At 62.3% G+C, this 17,130-nt stretch carries 17 protein-coding genes; 5 read left to right on the forward strand and 12 right to left on the reverse strand.

Going from position 1 to position 17,130, the window contains the following annotated elements; translation table 11 throughout:
* Positions 1–142: 142 nt before the first annotated feature.
* The 5 genes from ACLBXN_RS13560 to pyrC all read right to left on the reverse strand — a co-directional run bounded on the left by ACLBXN_RS13560 (position 143) and on the right by pyrC (position 4,480).
* Complete coding sequence (locus ACLBXN_RS13560; protein ID WP_034373244.1) at positions 143–511, reverse strand: YXWGXW repeat-containing protein; 369 nt, start codon at positions 509–511, stop codon at positions 143–145.
* A 124-nt stretch (positions 512–635) separates the two neighbouring features.
* A complete protein-coding gene (htpX, locus tag ACLBXN_RS13565) occupies positions 636–1,508 on the reverse strand; it encodes a protease HtpX (RefSeq protein ID WP_003051126.1) in 873 nt (290 codons plus the stop codon).
* A gap of 73 nt (positions 1,509–1,581) precedes the next feature.
* Positions 1,582–2,400, reverse strand: coding sequence for a DUF3025 domain-containing protein (locus ACLBXN_RS13570; protein ID WP_447612460.1), 819 nt, complete (start codon positions 2,398–2,400; stop codon positions 1,582–1,584).
* A 14-nt stretch (positions 2,401–2,414) separates the two neighbouring features.
* On the reverse strand, positions 2,415–3,284 hold the full coding sequence (locus ACLBXN_RS13575; protein ID WP_447612461.1) for an NYN domain-containing protein: 870 nt from the start codon (positions 3,282–3,284) through the stop codon (positions 2,415–2,417).
* 149 nt (positions 3,285–3,433) lie between these two features.
* Positions 3,434–4,480: a dihydroorotase gene (pyrC, locus tag ACLBXN_RS13580; protein WP_043008166.1), complete on the reverse strand. Its 1,047-nt coding sequence runs from the start codon at positions 4,478–4,480 to the stop codon at positions 3,434–3,436.
* A gap of 129 nt (positions 4,481–4,609) precedes the next feature.
* Between pyrC and ACLBXN_RS13585 the strand changes: the two genes are divergently transcribed.
* Both ACLBXN_RS13585 and rocF read left to right on the forward strand, forming a co-directional pair.
* Complete coding sequence (locus tag ACLBXN_RS13585; protein WP_447612462.1) at positions 4,610–5,716, forward strand: ornithine cyclodeaminase; 1,107 nt, start codon at positions 4,610–4,612, stop codon at positions 5,714–5,716.
* A 13-nt stretch (positions 5,717–5,729) separates the two neighbouring features.
* A complete protein-coding gene (rocF, locus tag ACLBXN_RS13590) occupies positions 5,730–6,683 on the forward strand; it encodes an arginase (protein WP_447612463.1) in 954 nt (317 codons plus the stop codon).
* Between the two features lie 78 nt (positions 6,684–6,761).
* Here rocF and ACLBXN_RS13595 read toward each other — a convergent pair whose 3' ends face one another.
* The 5 genes from ACLBXN_RS13595 to ACLBXN_RS13615 all read right to left on the reverse strand — a co-directional run bounded on the left by ACLBXN_RS13595 (position 6,762) and on the right by ACLBXN_RS13615 (position 11,344).
* Positions 6,762–7,499, reverse strand: coding sequence for an amino acid ABC transporter ATP-binding protein (locus ACLBXN_RS13595; RefSeq protein WP_003051120.1), 738 nt, complete (start codon positions 7,497–7,499; stop codon positions 6,762–6,764).
* A gap of 24 nt (positions 7,500–7,523) precedes the next feature.
* Positions 7,524–8,195 carry an amino acid ABC transporter permease gene (locus ACLBXN_RS13600; RefSeq protein ID WP_043008631.1) on the reverse strand — a complete coding sequence of 224 codons (672 nt, stop codon included), beginning with the start codon at positions 8,193–8,195 and terminating at the stop codon, positions 7,524–7,526.
* A gap of 1 nt (position 8,196) precedes the next feature.
* The gene (locus tag ACLBXN_RS13605) at positions 8,197–8,949 is read right to left on the reverse strand and encodes an amino acid ABC transporter permease (RefSeq protein ID WP_043008634.1); all 753 of its coding nucleotides are present in this window, start codon (positions 8,947–8,949) and stop codon (positions 8,197–8,199) included.
* 114 nt (positions 8,950–9,063) lie between these two features.
* Positions 9,064–9,963, reverse strand: coding sequence for a transporter substrate-binding domain-containing protein (locus ACLBXN_RS13610; protein WP_003051113.1), 900 nt, complete (start codon positions 9,961–9,963; stop codon positions 9,064–9,066).
* A gap of 430 nt (positions 9,964–10,393) precedes the next feature.
* The gene (locus ACLBXN_RS13615) at positions 10,394–11,344 is read right to left on the reverse strand and encodes a LysR substrate-binding domain-containing protein (protein ID WP_003051111.1); all 951 of its coding nucleotides are present in this window, start codon (positions 11,342–11,344) and stop codon (positions 10,394–10,396) included.
* A 424-nt stretch (positions 11,345–11,768) separates the two neighbouring features.
* Here ACLBXN_RS13615 and ACLBXN_RS13620 point away from each other — a divergent pair, with 424 nt between their 5' ends.
* The 3 genes from ACLBXN_RS13620 (at position 11,769) to ACLBXN_RS13630 (ending at position 14,833) form a co-directional block, all read left to right on the forward strand.
* On the forward strand, positions 11,769–12,332 hold the full coding sequence (locus ACLBXN_RS13620; RefSeq protein WP_447612464.1) for a TRAP transporter small permease: 564 nt from the start codon (positions 11,769–11,771) through the stop codon (positions 12,330–12,332).
* Positions 12,329–13,627 (forward strand): TRAP transporter large permease, encoded by a 1,299-nt coding sequence (locus ACLBXN_RS13625; RefSeq protein WP_043008640.1) that lies wholly within the window; start codon positions 12,329–12,331, stop codon positions 13,625–13,627. Before ACLBXN_RS13620 ends, ACLBXN_RS13625 begins: the two co-directional genes overlap by 4 nt.
* A 168-nt stretch (positions 13,628–13,795) precedes the next feature.
* Entirely contained in the window at positions 13,796–14,833 is a 1,038-nt protein-coding gene (locus ACLBXN_RS13630; RefSeq protein ID WP_003081260.1) for a DctP family TRAP transporter solute-binding subunit, read from the forward strand.
* 288 nt (positions 14,834–15,121) lie between these two features.
* Here the strand turns inward: ACLBXN_RS13630 and ACLBXN_RS13635 are convergent, their stop codons facing one another.
* Both ACLBXN_RS13635 and ACLBXN_RS13640 read right to left on the reverse strand, forming a co-directional pair.
* Positions 15,122–16,063 (reverse strand): 2-hydroxyacid dehydrogenase, encoded by a 942-nt coding sequence (locus tag ACLBXN_RS13635; protein WP_447612465.1) that lies wholly within the window; start codon positions 16,061–16,063, stop codon positions 15,122–15,124.
* A 93-nt stretch (positions 16,064–16,156) separates the two neighbouring features.
* Complete coding sequence (locus ACLBXN_RS13640) at positions 16,157–17,125, reverse strand: PDR/VanB family oxidoreductase (RefSeq protein WP_447612466.1); 969 nt, start codon at positions 17,123–17,125, stop codon at positions 16,157–16,159.
* Positions 17,126–17,130: the final 5 nt, after the last annotated feature.

Genomic DNA, 17,130 nt, shown 5'->3' on the forward strand with positions numbered 1-17,130 from the left:
TTGTTGGAGAGAACGAGAACAGCGCCTTCGCGGCGGGTGACAAGAGCAGGATTCACGGCAAACCTCCTGCATCCGACTCTAGCGATGCCGGCATGGCCCGCCTAGCGGGCTTATGCCATCTCTTGTCACCTAGCGGACGCCCTCAGCGGCGCGGCCCCCAATGGCCACCGCCATGATGCCAGCCGCCAGGGCCATGGTTCCAGCCCCCTTCATGCCATCCGTAACCGGGACGTGGCGGCATGGCCCAGCGACCGGGACGCCAGTTGTAGCGTCCGCCGCCCCAGCCCCAGGAGCCGCCGATCCAGACATAGGCCGGCGAGGGAGCCACCGGGATCACCTCGTTGATCAGGGGAGGCGGGGCCATGGGTGCATAGACGTCGCCCGCAACCACCTCGCCTCCATAAGCCGGATAGGCCGGGGCCACCACGCAGCCCGTAAGCAGGGCGGCCGAGCCGCCCAGCAGCAAGACCGGCAGCAAACGGCGGGTCATGGTTTGAGAGATGAAGGACATCACAACTCCTGAAAGTCCGGGGACATGTATATGCTCTTACAACGCAAAAGCCCCTGCCGGTTGTTGACAGGGGCTTGTGAAGCAGCGGTAAAGACCGGCTACTGCCGTTTACACATGTGTACGCTTAACGGGCGTTTTGCAGTGCAGCAATGCGCTGCTCGATGGGCGGGTGGGTGGAGAACAGCTGGCCGATGCCGCCGGCAATGCCCATGGCTGCGACGCTCTTGGGCAGCTCGCCCGGATGCATGCCGCCCAGACGGGCCAGCGCATTCATCATGGGCTGCTTGCGACCCATGAGCTGTGCAGCACCCGCGTCGGCACGGAACTCGCGCTGACGCGAGAACCAGGCCACGATGATGGCGGCGACAAAGCCCAGCAAGATATCCAGCACCACGGTGGTGATCATGTAGCCGATGCCGGGGCCCGAGCTTTGCTCGTCGTTGCGGCGCAGAAAGGAGTCGACCGCATAGCCGATCACACGCGAGAGGAAGACCACAAAGGTGTTCATCACGCCCTGGATCAGCGTCATGGTCACCATGTCGCCATTGGCGATGTGTGCCACTTCGTGACCGATCACGGCCTCGACCTCTTCGCGCGTCATGCCTTCGAGCAGCCCCGTGGACACCGCCACCAGGGCCGAGTTCTTGAAGGCGCCGGTCGCAAAGGCGTTGGGCTCGCCCTCATAGATGCCGACTTCGGGCATGCCGATGCCGGCCTTCTCGGCAAAGCCGCGCACGGTGTTGACGATCCAGGCCTCATCGGCATTGCGCGGCTCGTTGATGACCTGCACGCCCGACGTCCACTTGGCCATGGGCTTGGAGATCAGCAGCGAGATGATGGCGCCGCCAAAACCCATGATGAAGGCAAAGCCCAGCAGGGCGCCCAGATTGAGGCCGTTGGCAGTGAGGTAGCGGTTGACGCCCAGCAAGCTGGCGACGATGCCCAATACCGCCACCACGGCGATATTGGTCAGTAGAAATAAGGCAATACGTTTCATCGAGGGTGTACTCCACACAGGGGACAAAATGACCAGAACCCCTGAGGCACCGCCTGTGCAGGGCGAATGCGCATCAAGCCAGTTCTCTTTCTGGCGGTACCCGTTGTTGTGTTGTTTGTGCGGTACGTGGGGCTCGGAAAACTAGAGAGTCATCATAGAAGGAAAAGTTCTGGTTTTGCAGGCACCAGTCCGGGATTCCCAATATGGGAATTGGTAGATATGGCTTGTCGGCCAGATTGCAAGACTGTGTGCGCAGCTGTTCGCACAACCAGCCATCGGCCTCGGCCGGCAACATCAGGCGCGGCGCCTGCTCAGTCGGTACACAGATCACATGCGCCGTGATGGCCTTGCGCGGCTGGACCAGCTTTTCCAGCAGGGCATGGCCTATGGGCAGGAAGCGCGCCTGCTGCCACAGCGCCCGCCGGCCCACGAACAGCTCCTGCCAGCGCTTGTCGCGCAGCGCATCGCACAGAGCCTGAGGCGCCAGCAGCAGGCCGCCGTTCTCGTCCAGCACCGTGATCGAGTCGCGCAGGCGCCCGCGCTGCGCGCCCACGCCCTGGCGCGCGATCTCGGCCGCCTGCAATGCATTGAGCCGCTGCTTCAGTAGCGGCCAGTGCAGCCAGATCAGGCCGTTGAAGAAATCATGCAGATTGTCGCGGGTGGGAATGCAGCGCCGGCTGTGGATAAATGCCTCATAGGGCTGACCGGCAGGCAGCTGCAGCTGATCGACGAACTGCCAGCCCGGCAGCAGTCCGTGGGCGGCAGCCACCTCCTGCAAGGCCCGGGCCACGCCGGCGCCGTCCAGCACCCGGTCATGCACCTGGCGGCCCAACACCTGCAGCGGGGCCAGCCAGGGCGCCTGCCAGTCAATGGCCCAATCCACCGTCTGCATTGCAGTGGGCTGCGTCAAGGCTGCAGACCACGCAGATCGCGCACCGCGACGCGGGCCGTGCCTTCGTCGCGCAGCTCGAACACCTGGGTCGCGGCCATGAGCTTGGTCAGCGATGCATAACCATAGTTGCGTGCATCGAAGGACAGCTTGTTGCCGATATGCGTACCCACCGCCGCCACACGCGCCCAGCCGGCCTCGTCCTGCGTCGCCTTGACGGCATCGCGCAGCATGGCGATGAGCTGCCTGTCTTCCTTGAGCATATGCGAGGGCACGCGCAGCGTGGTGCAGGCCGGTGCGGCCACACCGGTGCCGCCAGCCACCCGGCCATTGCCGGCGTTGGGGTTCGATCCCTGCGGCTGGCTTGCCGCGGGAACGGCACGCGGTACGGCTTCTGCTTCCAGAGCCTCGCGGCGCTCGCTGCGACTGACAATGCCGTCGCCCAGCTCCTTGAGCGCATCGAAATACAGAAAGCGCGAGCAGGCGTTGACGAAAGCCTTGGGCGTCTGCTCCGCCCCGAATCCATAGACAGCAGCGCCCTTGGCGCGCAAATGCATGACCAGCGGGGTGAAGTCGGCATCCGACGAGACGATTCCGAAGGCATCGGGCTTTTCGGTATAGAGCAGCTCCATGGCATCCACCGTCATGGCCATGTCGGTCGCGTTCTTGCCCTTGGAGTAATCGAACTGCTGCATGGGCCGCACGGCATATTCGAGCAGCTTGCTCTGCCAGCCATGCAGACCGGCCTTGGTCCAGTTGCCATAGGCACGGCGGATATTGATCAGGCCGAAGGTGGACAGCTCGGTCAATATCTCGTCAATCATCTCCGCGGGCGCGTTGTCCGCATCGATCAGCAAGGCAATCTTGGGCTGGACATCGTTGGGCATGCAATCTCCTGAGCGCTGTTTGGCCAAGCCTAACCGAGGCCTTGCGTAAAGCCAAATTAAAAAAGGAGCAGCTTGCGCAACTCCTTTCTTGATTTCAGACCGAAAACGCCTTCAATTCAAGTGAACACAGGCGCTTGCAGCTACTGTTTTTAATCCAGCATCTTCCAGGGCAAGGCTTCGCCAAAGCGCAGAGGCTTGAGCTGCGCCCCTTCGCCGTATTCAAAGCTCACGGGAGGTGTCCAGCTTTCCTTGACCAGGGTGATGGTGTCGGTGTTGCGGGGCAGGCCGTAGAAATCGGCGCCATTGAAGGAGGCAAAGGCTTCCAGCTTGTCCAGGGCGCCAACGCCGTCAAACACCTCCGCATACATCTCGATGGCGGCGTGGGCGCTGTAGCAGCCGGCGCAGCCGGTCGCGGCTTCCTTCAGATGCGCGGCATGGGGAGCGCTGTCCGTGCCCAGGAAGAACTTGCTGCTGCCGCTGGTGGCGGCCTGCACCAGTGCCAGGCGATGGGTTTCGCGCTTGAGGACCGGCAGGCAATAGAAGTGCGGGCGCACGCCGCCCAGGAAGATGGCATTGCGGTTGAACAGCAAATGCTGGGGCGTGATGGTGGCCGCCAGGAAATCGTCGGCGGCGGCCACGTACTCGGCGGCTTCCTTGGTCGTCACATGCTCCATGACGATCTTGAGCTCGGGGAAATCCTTGCGCAGAGGCTTGAGCTGCTGCTCGATGAACACGGCCTCGCGGTCGAACAGGTCGATGCTCTGATCGGTCACTTCACCGTGCACCAGCAGCACCAGGCCTTCGCGCTGCATGGCCTGCAGCGTCGGGTAGATCTTGCGCAGATCGGTCACGCCATGGTCGGAATTGGTCGTGGCACCTGCGGGGTACAGCTTGCAGGCCACCACGCCGGCCGCCTTGGCTCGCACGATTTCCTCGGGGCCCAGGTTGTCCGTCAGATACAGCGTCATCAGCGGCTGGAACCGGCTGCCTGCGGGCACGGCCGACAGAATGCGGGCGCGGTAGTCCGCTGCCATCTCCGCCGTGGTGACCGGGGGCTTGAGGTTGGGCATGATGATGGCACGGCCCATCTGGCGGGCAGTGTGCGGCACCACGCAGCGCATGGCATCGCCATCGCGCACATGCAAGTGCCAATCATCGGGGCGGGTAATCGTGATGGTCTGAGTCATGGCCGATATTGTCCCATCTTCCCTGGCGGCAAGGCCGCACCCGACTCCGCAAGAGCAGTGCTCCCACGGCGGTCACAGGCTCTTCTCTCTGGCATTTGGCGCAAAAATCCTCAAAAATGAAGCCAAGGAGGAGGTCTTATGTCTGTTCCTCAAGCTCTGGCCAACACACCATTGCGCACCGACTTTCTCAGCGCCAGCGACGCTGCCCGGCTGGTCGCGCGCATCGGCATCACCCAGGTGCTGCGCCTGGTCAGCGAAGCCCTGGAGGCCGACTTCGGCCGCTGGCAGGACTTCGACAAAAGCGCACGTACGGCCGCCCATTCGGCCAGCGGCGTGATCGAGCTGATGCCTGTGGCCGATGCACGGGACTACGCCTTCAAATACGTCAACGGCCACCCGCACAATCCGCGCCTGGGCCTGCCCACGGTGATGGCTTTCGGCGCGCTGGCCGATGTCGCCACCGGCATGCCGCGTTTTGTCAGCGAGCTGACGCTGACCACGGCCTTGCGCACCGCTGCCACATCGGCCATGGCAGCGCGCCATCTGGCACGCTCTGGCAACCGCAGCATGGCGCTGATCGGCAATGGCTCGCAAAGCGAATTTCAGGCACTGGCCTTCATGGAGCTGCTGGGCGTGCGCGAACTGCGCCTGTTCGACATCGACCCGGCCGCCTCGCAAAAGCTGCTGCGCAACCTGCAGCCGTTCCTGCCCGGCTTCTCTGCCACGGCCATTGTCTGCACCAGCGTGCGGGATGCCGTGGCCGGCACCGACATCGTGACCACCGCCACCGCCGACAAGACCCGCGCCACCATCATCCCCGGCCATCTGCTGGAGCCCGGCATGCATATCAATGCCGTGGGCGGCGACTGCCCCGGCAAGACGGAGTTCGATGCCAGTGCCCTGCAGCGCGCGCAAGTCTTCGTCGAGTACGAGCCGCAGACGCGCGTCGAAGGCGAGCTGCAACAGATGCCGGCCGACTTTGCCGTGACCGAGCTGTGGCGCGTGCTGCAGAAGCTGGCGCCGGGCCGGACATCGGACGTCCAGATCACCTTGTTCGACTCCGTGGGCTTCGCGCTGGAGGATTACTCGGCGCTACGCACCATGCACCGCCTGGCAGGCGAGGCGGGCCTGCTGTCGCAGATCGAGCTGGTGCCTGAACTCGCCGACCCCAAGGATTTGTTTGCCATGGTGAGACAGGCAGCCAGCCCTCAGATCATCAATCTTGCAGCGCGCAGAACGGCCTGAAGCGGAGCGGCTTATGACACACACTTTGTCCACACTGATAGGCCTGCCCACCGATGTCGGCGCTTCACGCCTGGGCGCCGCCATGGGGCCCGACGCACTGCGCGTGGCCCAGCTCGGTCCGGCGCTTGAACGACTGGGCGTGCAGGTCAGCGATCTGGGCAACCTGGCCGGCCCCGGCAATCCGCGTGGCGCGCGCGATGCCCAGGGCCTGCGCAATCTGGCCGAATGCCTGAGCTGGAACCAGATCGCCCATGACGCGGTACTGCAGGTGCTGCAGCAAAACCGGCTGCCCATAGTGCTGGGCGGCGACCACACGCTGGCCACGGGCTCCATCAGCGCCGTGGCCCGCCATTGCCGCGCCACGGGCAAGCAGCTGCGCGTGCTCTGGCTGGATGCCCATTCGGACTGCAACACCCCCGACAGTTCGCCCACGGGCAATCTGCACGGCATGCCGGTTTCAAGCCTCTGCGGACTGGGGCCGGCGCAGCTGGCTGCGCTGTCCGGGGCAACTCCCGCCCTGCCCGCTTCATCGTTCTGCCAGATCGGGCTGCGCAGCGTGGACGAGAGCGAGAAGCACATGATTCGCGAGCTGGGGCTGGAGGTCTACGACATGCGCGCCATCGACGAGCTGGGCATGCGTGAAGTGATGCGCCGCTCCCTGGTCAGCCTGCTGGGGCGCAACGACAGGGACATCCATCTGCATCTGAGTTTCGACGTGGACTTCCTGGACCCCGATATTGCCCCCGGCACGGGAACGCCGGTACGCGGCGGCCCCACCTACCGCGAGGCCCAACTGTGCATGGAAATGATTGCCGACACCGGTCGCCTTGCATCGCTGGACATCGTGGAGCTGAATCCGGCACTGGACCTGCGCAACCAGACGGCGGAGCTGGTGGTGGATCTGGTGCAAAGCCTGTTTGGTCAGAGCACGCTGATGCGCGAGCCTCGCGGCGTGCTGCAATGCTGAGCGACTCAGTCTGAGTCTGGCGAGAGGCCATGAAAAAAGGCGCTCCTGGGAGCGCCTTTTTTCGGCTTGCCTGCGGCATCAATGCTGCAGGATCTTGTTGAGAAATTCCTTGGTACGCGGCTGACGGTTTTCGGGATGGCCGAAGAACTCTTCCTTGCTGCAGTCTTCCAGAATCTTGCCACCCACGTCCATGAAGATCACACGGCTGGCCACCTTGCGCGCAAAACCCATTTCGTGGGTCACGCACATCATGGTCATGCCTTCGTTGGCCAGGCCCATCATTACGTCCAGCACTTCGCCCACCATTTCCGGATCCAGCGCCGAAGTGGGTTCGTCGAACAGCATCACGATGGGGTCCATGGACAGAGCGCGCGCAATGGCCACGCGCTGCTGCTGGCCACCCGAGAGCTGACCGGGGAACTTGTCCTTGTGAGCGGTCAGGCCCACGCGGTCCAGCATCTTGAGGCCACGGGTCTTGGCATCGGCCGCGCTGCGGCCCAGCACCTTCATCTGCGCGATGGTCAGGTTCTCCGTCACCGACAGATGGGGGAACAGCTCAAAGTGCTGGAACACCATGCCCACGCGGCTGCGCAGCTTGGGCAGATCGGTCTTGGGATCGTGCACTGCCGTGCCGTCCACAAAGATCTCGCCCTTCTGGAAGGGCTCCAGCGCATTGATGGTCTTGATCAGCGTGGACTTGCCAGAGCCCGAAGGGCCGCACACCACCACCACCTCGCCCTTGTTGATATTGGTGGAGCAATCGGACAGCACCTGAAAGCTGCCGTACCACTTGGAAACGTTCTTGAGTTCAATCATTGCAATTCCTCAAAGGGAGCCGGCTTAACGGATGATGGCGATCTTCTTGTGCAGACGCTTGACGAACCAAGACAGTGCAAAGCAGATCACAAAATAGGTCACGGCAGCCGCCAGATAGGACTCGATGGGTCGGCCATAGTTCTTGCCGGCAATTTCGAAGCCCTTGAGCATGTCGTAGGCGCCGATCGCATAGACCAGCGAAGTATCCTGGAACAGGATGATGGTCTGGGTCAGCAGCACGGGCAGCATGTTGCGGAAGGCCTGAGGCAGCACCACCAGACGCATGTTCTGACCATAGGTCATGCCCAGTGCCTGGCCCGCAAACACCTGTCCACGTGGAATGGACTGGATGCCGGCACGCATGATTTCAGAGAAATATGCGGCTTCGAAGGCCACGAAGGTGATGATGGCCGAAGTCTCCGCGCCGATGGGCTTGCCGATCAGCATGGGCATCAGCAGGAAGAACCACAGGATCACCATCACCAGCGGGATGGAACGCATGCCGTTGACATAGATGGTGGCGGGCAGCTCCAGCCACTTCTTGCCCGACAGGCGCATCAGCGCCAGCAAGGTGCCGAAGAAGATGCCGCCCAGCGTGGCGACCACAGTCAGGAACACGCTGAAATACAGACCCTTCAGCACAAAGTTGCTGAACAGTTCCAACGAGAAAAACGACCAGTCGAGGTTGAGATTCATATCAGTGGCCTCCACCGCTGGCTGCAATCAGGCCGGGAACGCGAGAACGCTTCTCGATGAAGGCCATGATGCGGTTGATGATGAAGGCAGAAATCACATACAGACCCGTGACAGCCAGATAGATCTCGACGCCGCGCGCCGTTTCTTCCTGTGCCTGCATGGCGAACATGGTCAGCTCGGCCACGGACACGGCAAATGCCACGGACGAGTTCTTGAACACGTTCATGGCCTCGCTGGTCAGCGGCGGGATGATGATGCGAAACGCCATCGGCAGCAGCACATAGCGGTAGGTCTGGAAGGTCGTGAAACCCACAGCCATACCGGCGTAGCGCTGGCCTCGCGGCAGAGCCTGAATACCGGATCGCACCTGCTCGGCAATACGCGCCGAGGTGAAGAAACCGATGGCAAACACCACCAGCACAAAGCCCGGCAGGGACTTCATTGCAGGGAAGATGGCCGGAACCACGTGATACCAGATGAACACCTGGACCAGCAAGGGAATATTGCGGAACAACTCCACCCAGGCATTGCCCAGGCGCACGATCCACGGACGGTCGGGCAAGGTACGCAAGGTACCAATGACTGCGCCCAGCACCAGGGCAATGACCAGCGACAGCAAAGCCACCGCCACGGTCCAGCCCCAGGCCGACATCATCCAGTCCAGATAGGTGATGTCACCGTTCTTGCCAAAACAACTCTGCCCGACCTCTTGGGTAATGGTGTCCTCACAGAACACCTGCCAATCCCAACTCATACGAGCACCTCTTTCATTCTTGGTTTATGAGGGCAAACGCTCACACCGGCCCTCGCAACAAAAAAGCCCCTTCTAACCGCTTGGCAGAAGGGGCGGTACACCTATTGGGCGGGATTACTTGACTTCGTAAGCTTCCATGGGCTTGTCGTTGGGGTGAGCCCACGCATCCTTGGTGGCAGCCGACAGTGGCAGACCCACCTTCACGTTGTTGGGAGGAATGGGCTGCAGGAACCACTTGTCGTACAGCTTGGTCAGGGAGCCATCCTTGATCTGACGCACGATGGATTCGTCCACGGCCTTCTTGAAGGCGGGATCGTCCTTGCGCATCATGCAGGCGATGGGTTCCACCGACAGCACTTCACCCACGATCTTGTAATCGTTGGGGGCCTTGGACTTGGAGATGTTGGCGGCCAGGATGGAGCCGTCCATGATGAAGGCGTCGGCACGGCCGGTTTCCAGCATCAGGAAGCTGTCGGCGTGGTCCTTGCCCATGACTTCCTTGAAGGTCAGGCCGTCGGCGCGCTTGTTCTTGCGCAGGGTCTGCACGGAAGTCGTGCCCGTCGTGGTCACGATGGTCTTGCCGTTCAGGTCCTTGATGCCGGTGATGCCCGAGTTGGCACGGGTGGCGATGCGCACTTCTTCCACATAGGTGGTGAAGGCAAAGGCTGCGTCCTTCTGACGAGCCGTGTTGTTGGTGGTGGAGCCGCACTCGATGTCCACGGTGCCGTTCTGCACCAGAGGAATACGGTTTTGCGAAGTCACGGGCTGGTACTTCACTTCCAGCGCTGTCAGGCCCAGTTGCTTCTGGATGTCCTTGAGGATGCGCTCACCCATTTCGGTATGGAAGCCCACATATTTGCCATTGCCCAGCGTATAGCCCAGGCCGGACGACTCACGCACGCCCAGGGTGACGCTGCCGGTGGACTTGATCTTGGCCAGGGTGTCATTGGCCTGTGCAAACACGGTGCCAGTTGCCAGTGCGGTTACGGCGATGGCCAACAAATGCTTCTTCATACGGATCTCCTATTGGTAAGGACCAAAAACGCTTGCCACTCCTTAACGCATCGCCCTTTGTGAGGGTGGACAGGTTGCGTTAACAAATGTACCGCACACATTGTGCAGTCATGAAGATGACTGAATTGCAATCATTTCTAAGACTTTTCCCGTAGGGAATTCAGGAAGGCAACCACCTACTCACCGCCTCAATCTTGTGTTGCAAAGCAGCACCTCTTTTTGTGCAAGCTGCGAACTCTAATGCTTTCGTGATTTCACAAGCCAATGCCGATGGCAAAAATCCTTATGCGCAACTTGCATATTCAGTATTTACCCGATGCATAACATTAGGGTTTTCACCAGTAAAACGCCCAAAATCACTCAAACCCGGTCACACAAGCAAGAAAAGGGCCAATTGGCCCTTTTGGAAGAAAAGCAACACTCGGTCGGGTTACACAGCCTTGACCTCGCCACCCGCAATCTCGCCCTGCTCCTTGAGGAAGTTCCAGAGCGCGGCAGCTCCTCCCTGTGGCGCATCGCCCGTGGGTTTTTCCCGATAGGCTCGCACTTCCATGTCCATCTGGAAACCGGTCACGCCCTCGGGCACGGCGCGCACCAGGCGGCCGGACTCCAGCTCGCCACGCACCGCGCTATAGGGCAAAAAGGCCACGCCATGACCTTCAAGCGCCATGGCCTTGAGGCCTTCGGCCATATCGGTTTCATAGACACGCTCGAGGTGCACGGCCTCGGACGCTTCCTTGAGGATCAGCTCCGTCACGCGGCCTAAATAGGCGCCAGCGGCATAGCCCAGGTATGGCAGCGGCTGGCCCTGGCGGCCGGGCAGCGCAAAGATGGGGTTGCCGTTCTCGTCGGGCTTGGAGTAGGGAGCCAGCACCTCATGCCCCAAGCTCACCATTTCATAGCGCGATGGGTCCAGCTGGAAAGGCTGGGAAGAGTGGTAGTAGGCAATCAGCAGATCGCAGCCGCCTTCCACGAGGCGCATCACCGCATCGTGCACATTGAGGGCGAACAGACGGCTGCGGAAAGGGCCGAACTTCTCATGCACGGCCGACACCCAGTTCGGGAAGAACGTGAACGCCAGCGTATGCGGCACGGCAAAGCCCACCATGCCCTTGCCGGCACTGACGTGGGCACGCAGCATGGTCCGGGTGCTCTGCAGGGACTGCAGAATCTCCAGCGCCTGCTCGTACATGGTCTTGCCTGCTGGTGTCAGTCGCGTCGGGTACGAGCTTCTGTCGACCAGATCCGTGCCCGCCCAGGCCTCCAGCGCCTGGATGCGGCGCGAGAACGCAGGCTGCGTCACGTGGCGCAGCTGGGCCGAGCGGCTGAAACTGCGGGTTTCAGCAAGGCTGACAAAATCTTCAAGCCATTTGGTTTCCATAGACTCTCATTATCCGCTGCCCTGCACCAAAGCTGTGCAACGGAGGTAATCCTTGTTGGCTGCTAAACGGGATGCAGCACGGACTCGGCGCCAAGCCCGCCGTGCTCGTCAGACCCTAGGGTAATGCCTGCTGCACGACGTAAGCCATGCGACATAGATACCTTGATAATATTTGCTCACATCTATCCGGTGTGTCTACTCGCTCCAAGCCATCCCGGTGCACAACGCCGTGAAGGTCAAGGAACAACATAAGGACTTACGCAAACCAGAATGCAACAACGGCCTGCCTCCTGAGGCAATCGTCTTGCTTTAACCCGTTTTGCGTAAGTCGTGAACATAAGGGCATTTTCATCGAGTGCGCGCGGATCACGCCATTCAGGCGAGCTGCCCTGACCCCTGTGTGTTTTTCTGACTTTCCGCGTTCATGTCCTCCACTCCTCCCGAGACCGATGGTGGCGCCGATATCGGCGCGCGCCCGGACGAGCCTCGCTCCCTGCGCATTGAAGACTGGCTGACCGTGATCATCATGGCCGCTCTGGCCCTGATCACCTTTGCCAATGTGCTGGTGCGCTATTTCACCAACTCCTCCTTTGCCTGGACCGAGGAAATCTCGGTCTTTCTGATGATCTTGCTGGCCCTGGTCGCAGGCTCTGCCGCCGTGGCGCGCAATCAGCATATCCGCATCGAGTTCTTCTCGGACAGCGGCTCCGTCCAGCGCCGCAAGGCTCTGGCCCGTTTCGGCTCGCTGATGGTGGCGCTGCTGTTTGCCATCATTGCCGTGCTCAGCGTACGCGTGGTCTGGGACGACTTCCGCTTCGAGGAAACCTCGCCCGGCATCGGCCTGCCGCAGTGGTGGTATTCGATCTGGCTGCCCGTGGTCTCCGCCCTGATCACGCTGCGCGCCATCGGCCTGTTCATCCGCCAGGGCAAGCCCGGCGCCTTCCCTGACGAGCCCGTGGAAAAAGACCACAGCAAGGAGATCGCATGATCGCCACCTTGCTGTTCGTGGCCTTTCTGGGCCTGATGTTCATCGGCGTGCCCATAGGCGCGGCCCTCGGCCTGGCCGGGGCGGCCGCGATTGCCCTGGCCAATGCCGATACGCAGTGGTTCGGCCTGCTGGCCGTGCCGCAGAATTTCTATGCCGGGCTGGGCAAATATCCGCTGCTGGCGATTCCCATGTTCGTGCTCGTGGGCTCCATCTTCGATCGCTCGGGCGTTGCCCTGCGGCTGGTGAACTTTGCCGTGGCCATCGTGGGCCGCGGCCCCGGCATGCTGCCGCTGGTGGCGATTGCCGTGGCCATGTTTCTGGGCGGTATCTCCGGCTCCGGGCCGGCCAATGCGGCGGCCGTGGGCGGCGTGATGATTGCCGCCATGAGCCGCGCGGGCTATCCCAAGAGCTTCTCGGCCAGCGTGGTCGGAGCAGCCGCAGCGACGGACATCCTGATTCCGCCTTCGGTGGCTTTCATCATCTACTCGGTGCTGGTGCCAGGCGCTTCGGTGCCGGCCCTGTTCGCGGCCGGCATGATTCCCGGCGTGCTGGCCGGTATCGCGCTCATCATTCCCGCCGTGTGGATGTCGCGCAAGCACAAGATGGGCGCGCTCGAAGCCTCCATGCCCCGCCCGCCGTTCTGGAAGAGCCTGCGCGAGGCCTCCTGGGGCCTGGCGGCCCCGGTGCTGATCCTGGGCGGCATGCGCATGGGCTGGTTCACGCCCACCGAAGCCGCCGTGGTTGCCGTGTTCTACGGCCTGTTCGTCGGCATGGTGATTCACCGCACCATCGGCGTGCGCGACCTGTTCCCGATTCTGCGCGAAGCGGGCGAGCTGTCGGCCGTGATCCTGCTGGTGGTGTCGCTGGCCGGCATTTTTGCCTTCTCGCTATCCACCCTGGGCGTGATCGATCCGGTGGCCAATGCCATCGTGAATTCCGGTCTCGGCGAATACGGCGTGCTGGGTCTGCTGATCCTGCTGCTGATCACCGTGGGCATGTTCCTGGACGGCATCTCGATCTTCCTGATCTTTGTGCCGCTGCTGCTGCCCATCATGAATCACTACCAGTGGGACCCCGTCTGGTTTGGCGTGATCCTCACGCTCAAGGTGGCACTGGGCCAGTTCACGCCGCCGCTGGCCGTGAATCTGATGGTCAGCTGCCGCATCGCGGGCGTGCGCATGGAGTCCACCGTGCGCTGGGTAGGCTGGATGCTGCTGTCCATGTTCGTCGTGATGATTCTGGTCATTGCCTTCCCGCAGCTCGCTCTGTGGCTGCCCGCAAAGATGGGGTACTAGCCTCCCCTGAGCGGCTTTGCCGCATCCCCTCTCTCTTCGGGAGGGGACGACACCAGCGCGGCGGGGCGGCCCTTGCGCGGTGTCTACTGAGATGGGCCGTGCTTATTCAATGTGCAATGCATCTAACAAGCAAAGCATTTTTTCGTTTCTAAAAGGGAGACAAACCAAATGAAACTTCGTACCTTCCTCGCATCTGCCGTGGCGACAGCCGCCGCACTGGCTTTCGCATCGCCCATGGCCATGGCCCAGGCCAAGTACAAGAGCGAATACCGCATGTCCCTGGTGCTGGGCACGGCCTTCCCCTGGGGCAAGGGTGGCGAGTTGTGGGCCGACAAGGTGCGCGAACGCACCCAGGGCCGCATCAACATCAAGCTCTACCCCGGCACATCGCTGGTGCAGGGCGACCAGACGCGTGAGTTCTCCGCACTGCGCCAGGGCGTGATCGACATGGCCGTGGGCTCGACCATCAACTGGTCGCCCCAGGTCAAGTCGCTGAACCTGTTCTCCATGCCCTTCCTCTTCCCCAACTTCAAGGCCGTGGACGCCGTGACCCAGGGCGAAGTGGGCCAGGAAATCTTCAAGACCCTGGAAAAAGGCGGCGTCGTGCCTCTGGCCTGGGGTGAGAACGGCTACCGCGAAATCTCCAACTCCAAGCACGCCATCAAGACGCCTGCCGACCTCAAGGGCATGAAGATCCGCGTCGTGGGCTCGCCCCTGTTCCTGGACACCTTCACGGCCCTGGGCGCCAATCCCACGCAGATGAGCTGGGCCGATGCCCAGCCGGCCATGGCCAGCGGCGCCGTGGACGGCCAGGAGAACCCCATCGGCGTGTACATGGCCGCCAAGCTGCAGTCCGTGGGCCAGAAGCATCTGACCATGTGGGGCTATATGAACGACCCGCTGATCTTCGTCGTCAACAAGGACGTGTGGGCCAGCTGGACACCTGCCGACCAGGCCATCGTCAAGCAGGCCGCGCTGGATGCCGCCAAGGAAGAAATCGCCATCGCTCGCAAGGGCCTGGTCGAAGCCGACAAGCCTCTGCTCAAGGACCTGACCGGCCTCGGCGTGACCGTGACCACACCTAACGCTGCAGAGCGCGAAGCCTTTGTCAAGGCCACCCGCCCCGTCTACGACAAGTGGAAGAGCCAGATCGGCGCACCGCTGGTCGACAAGGCCGAAAAGGCCATTGCTGCTAGTCAGAAATAAACTCCCCCTGAGCCGCTACGCCTAGGCGGCCCCGCGGCTTCCCCCTCTCTCTTTGGGAGGGGGACGACACCCTCGCTGCGGGGCGGCCCTTGCTTGGTGTCACTGGTTTGGTCCGCGCTAGTTTCATGGCGCTGCAGATAGTAAAAATCCCCGCACGGCTTGCCGTGGCGGGGATTTTTTTGCTATGAATATCAAAGCTATAAGCGCCTGATATAAGTGAATTTCAATATCAAATCAAATTGAAATACAAGCACATCAAGCGCAAGCAGCTTTCAATTCAATAGCGCATCAGACTGGCGAGACCAAGGGCTTGCCATCCAGATGGCAGCGCATATTGGCGATGAAGCGGTCCACCGAGTTCTGCACGGCCTCGGGCGACCAGCCGCCCACATGGGGCGTCAGCACCACTGCGTCCAGATCGATGAGCTGCTGCGGCGGCTGCGGCTCGCTTTCGTAGACATCCAGTCCGGCACCAGCCAGACGGCCTGCACGCACGGCTTCGGCCAGCGCCTCGGTATCGACCACCGAGCCGCGCGCGATATTCACCAGCACGCCTTTTTCGCCCAGTGCATCGAGCACCTCTGCATTGATCAGATGGCGCGTGCCCGCGCCGCCCGGCGTGGCCACCAGCAGCACATCGGCCCAGGTAGCCAGCGCCAGCAGATCGTCAAAGTAGCGGTAGTCGACGCCCTCGCGTGGCTTGCGGTTGTGATAGCCGACGGGCATGTCGAAGGCGGCCGCGCGCTTGGCGATCTTGGCGCCGATCTGGCCCAGCCCCACGATGCCCAGGCGCTTGCCCGAGACATTGGCCGGCAGCGGCAGGGCCGAGCGCCAGATACCGGCACGCGTGGCCTTGTCCAGCTTGACGATGCCGCGCACCGCGGCGATCAGCAGACCCATGGCGTGGTCGGCCACGCAGTCGTCGTTGGTGCCCACGCCGTTGCCGACGGCAATCCCGTGCGCCTTGGCATGGGCCACGTCGATGTTCTCGTAGCCCGCGCCCATGGCGCAGACCAGCGAAAGCCCGGGCATGCGCTTCATCTGCGCGGCCGACAGGCCCGTCGCACCAATCGTGCACACGCATTGCACGCGCGCGCCGTGGGCGGCGATTGCGGCCTCGGCCTGATCGGCCTCGGGTGCATAGATCACATCAAAGTCGGCAAAGGTCTGCTCCATCTGCTGCAGATGGGCGGAGACCTGGAGATTCAGAACTAGCAGGACAGGCTTCATGGCGGGAACGCGGCGCTTTCATGGAAAACGCCTATTTTGAGCAGGCTGCGCTAGCCCTGCCCGCGCATGGTCAAAGCCTGCCCAATCCGCTGGTCACAGATCCAGCACCAGGCGGCCGGACCTGGCACGCGAGCAGCAAGGCAGGAACTGGTCATTGGCCGCCTGCTCGTCTTCGGTCAGATACATATCGCGGTGATCGGGCTGACCCGAGATGACGCGTGTCAGGCAGGTGCCGCAGACGCCCTGCTCGCACGAGGTCTGAACGCAGACGCCGATGGACTCCAGCGCCTGCACCACGGTCTGCGCCGGCGTGACGCGCACCACCTGGCCGCTGCTGGCGACTTCCACCTCGAAGCTCTCGTCGTCGTCGCGGTGCTCCACTTCGGCGGCAAAGAACTCGTAGTGCAGCTGCTCCGCAGGCCAGCCCGCCTCTCGCGCCGTGTCGAGCACGGCGTCCATGAAGCCCTTGGGTCCGCACACATACAGATGCTGACCCTGCTCTCTTTGCTGCAGCAATTCGCTCAAACCCAGCGACGACTTTCCATTCGCGTCATCCACATGGATCTGCGCCTTGTCAGCCCATTGCGCAGTCTCGATGGTCTGGGCGAAAGCCATGCGCTCGCGCGAGCGGCCACAGTAGTGCAAGGCGAACTCCGCACCGTCATGCGCCAGCTTGCGCGCCATGGCCAGAATCGGCGTGATGCCTATGCCGCCTGCCAGCAGCAAATGCTTGCGGGCCGGAGCATGCAGCTCGAAATGGTTGCGCGGCTGGCTGATGGTGATCTGCTGGCCGGCCTGCAGCTGCTCGTGCACGGCCGCCGAGCCACCGCGCGAGGCGGGCTCGCGCAGCACGGCAATCACGTAGCGATCCAGCTCGGCGGGATCGTTGCTCAGCGAATACTGGCGCACCAGCCCGCCAGGCAGGTGCACATCGATGTGCGAGCCGGCGCTGAACGGCGCCAGGCTGGCGCCTTCCAGAGCCCGCAATTCCAGGCTGCAGATACCGGCGGCCTGCTCCTGCTTGTGCGCAATGCGCACCTCGAACGTGGTTTCAGTCTTCATCTCGG

The sequence above is a fragment of the Comamonas sp. C24C genome (assembly GCF_053345995.1).

Excerpts from the sequence above, each read along its gene's own strand:
- ACLBXN_RS13560 (WP_034373244.1), bottom strand. The coding sequence starts at position 511 with ATGTCCTTCATCTCTCAAACCATGACCCGCCGTTTGCTGCCGGTCTTG.
- htpX (WP_003051126.1), bottom strand. The coding sequence starts at position 1,508 with ATGAAACGTATTGCCTTATTTCTACTGACCAATATCGCCGTGGTGGCG.
- ACLBXN_RS13570 (WP_447612460.1), bottom strand. The coding sequence starts at position 2,400 with ATGCAGACGGTGGATTGGGCCATTGACTGGCAGGCGCCCTGGCTGGCC.
- ACLBXN_RS13575 (WP_447612461.1), bottom strand. The coding sequence starts at position 3,284 with ATGCCCAACGATGTCCAGCCCAAGATTGCCTTGCTGATCGATGCGGAC.
- ACLBXN_RS13585 (WP_447612462.1), top strand. The coding sequence starts at position 4,610 with ATGTCTGTTCCTCAAGCTCTGGCCAACACACCATTGCGCACCGACTTT.
- rocF (WP_447612463.1), top strand. The coding sequence starts at position 5,730 with ATGACACACACTTTGTCCACACTGATAGGCCTGCCCACCGATGTCGGC.
- ACLBXN_RS13595 (WP_003051120.1), bottom strand. The coding sequence starts at position 7,499 with ATGATTGAACTCAAGAACGTTTCCAAGTGGTACGGCAGCTTTCAGGTG.
- ACLBXN_RS13600 (WP_043008631.1), bottom strand. The coding sequence starts at position 8,195 with ATGAATCTCAACCTCGACTGGTCGTTTTTCTCGTTGGAACTGTTCAGC.
- ACLBXN_RS13605 (WP_043008634.1), bottom strand. The coding sequence starts at position 8,949 with ATGAGTTGGGATTGGCAGGTGTTCTGTGAGGACACCATTACCCAAGAG.
- ACLBXN_RS13610 (WP_003051113.1), bottom strand. The coding sequence starts at position 9,963 with ATGAAGAAGCATTTGTTGGCCATCGCCGTAACCGCACTGGCAACTGGC.
- ACLBXN_RS13615 (WP_003051111.1), bottom strand. The coding sequence starts at position 11,344 with ATGGAAACCAAATGGCTTGAAGATTTTGTCAGCCTTGCTGAAACCCGC.
- ACLBXN_RS13620 (WP_447612464.1), top strand. The coding sequence starts at position 11,769 with ATGTCCTCCACTCCTCCCGAGACCGATGGTGGCGCCGATATCGGCGCG.
- ACLBXN_RS13625 (WP_043008640.1), top strand. The coding sequence starts at position 12,329 with ATGATCGCCACCTTGCTGTTCGTGGCCTTTCTGGGCCTGATGTTCATC.
- ACLBXN_RS13630 (WP_003081260.1), top strand. The coding sequence starts at position 13,796 with ATGAAACTTCGTACCTTCCTCGCATCTGCCGTGGCGACAGCCGCCGCA.
- ACLBXN_RS13635 (WP_447612465.1), bottom strand. The coding sequence starts at position 16,063 with ATGAAGCCTGTCCTGCTAGTTCTGAATCTCCAGGTCTCCGCCCATCTG.
- ACLBXN_RS13640 (WP_447612466.1), bottom strand. The coding sequence starts at position 17,125 with ATGAAGACTGAAACCACGTTCGAGGTGCGCATTGCGCACAAGCAGGAG.